Genomic DNA, 1251 nt, shown 5'->3' with positions numbered 1-1251 from the left:
AACTATATTTACCAAGCTATCCCCGTAGTTCCTACGGTTCTTTATACTTCCTTTTAGACTGCTTGTCTTATTCTTAGACCTTCTGTCAATATATTTTTACTTGCATTTATATCTCTGTCGTGATGAGCATGACAAATTGTACAAGTCCACTCTCTTACATCAAGAGTTTTCTTGCCATCACGTTGCCCACATACAGAGCATATTTGACTTGATGGATATAGCCTATCTATTTTTATTATCTCTTTACCATACCATTTTGCTTTATACTCAAGTTTATTTACAAAATTACCCCAAGATACATCAGCAATAGATTTAGATAATTTATTATTATGAAGTAGTCCTTTTGTATTTAAGTCTTCAATACAAATAATATCGTGGTTTTTGATAATATATGTACTCAACTTATTTAAGAAATCTGTTCTCATATTCATAATTTTTTCATGTATCTTGGCTACTTTAATTCTTTGTTTTTGATAGTTTTTAGATTTGCTTAATTCCCTATTTTCTTTTTTAGCAATTAAAAATCTTTTTGATAATTTTCTTTGTTCTCTTTTTAATTTATTTTCTAATTGCTTTCTAAATTTAAGATTTTCTATTTTTTCTCCAGTAGATAAAACAGCCATATCTTTTATACCTAAATCAATTCCTACAGATGAATTAGTTTTTGACATTTCTTGAATATCTGTTTCACATAACAAAGAGATAAAATACTTACCACTTCCATTACGCAAAATAGTAGCAGATTTTACTATACCATTTACTTTCCTATGCACTTTTATTTTTACTAATTCTTTTAATTTTGGAAGTTTTAACCATTTTTCAAAAATATTTACAGTTCCATTTTGATTATTAGTTGTATAGCTCTGTACAGGATTTTTCTTAGATTTGAATCTAGGGAAACCAACAGATTTATTTCTAAAAAAGTTTTTATATGCTTTATCTAAATTCATTTGAGCATTAGCGAGAGCAAGACTATCAACTTCTTTTAGAAATTCATACTCTTTTTTGTATTTTGCAGGAGTAGGATATTTTAATTTTTTATCAGGATTACCCTTACTTTCTTCATATGCTTTAATTCTATCATTTAGCATAAGATTGTATACAAGGCGAACACAACCAAAAGTTTTACTAAAAAATATCTTTTGTTCATCGCTTGGATAAATTCTAAATTTATATGCTTTTAGCTGTTTCATCAGTCCACATCCCTCAAAATTATTTAATCCTTTGTCCTTGTTCTTCTATATTTTACAA

Annotated in this window: 1 protein-coding gene; it reads right to left on the bottom strand. The window is 27.3% G+C overall.

The annotated features are described in order from the left end of the window. Positions 1–53: 53 nt before the first annotated feature. Positions 54–1193, bottom strand: coding sequence for an IS200/IS605 family element RNA-guided endonuclease TnpB (gene tnpB / locus IMK15_RS06300; protein WP_192942284.1), 1140 nt, complete (start codon positions 1191–1193; stop codon positions 54–56). Positions 1194–1251 lie beyond the last annotated feature (58 nt).

Origin of the sequence: Sneathia sp. DSM 16631 (assembly GCF_014892235.1) — a bacterium.
Taxonomy (GTDB): Bacteria; Fusobacteriota; Fusobacteriia; order Fusobacteriales; family Leptotrichiaceae; genus Sneathia; species Sneathia vaginalis.
The sequence above is the reverse complement of the archived record's forward strand: the minus strand, read 5'-3'. Positions and strand labels throughout refer to the sequence as shown.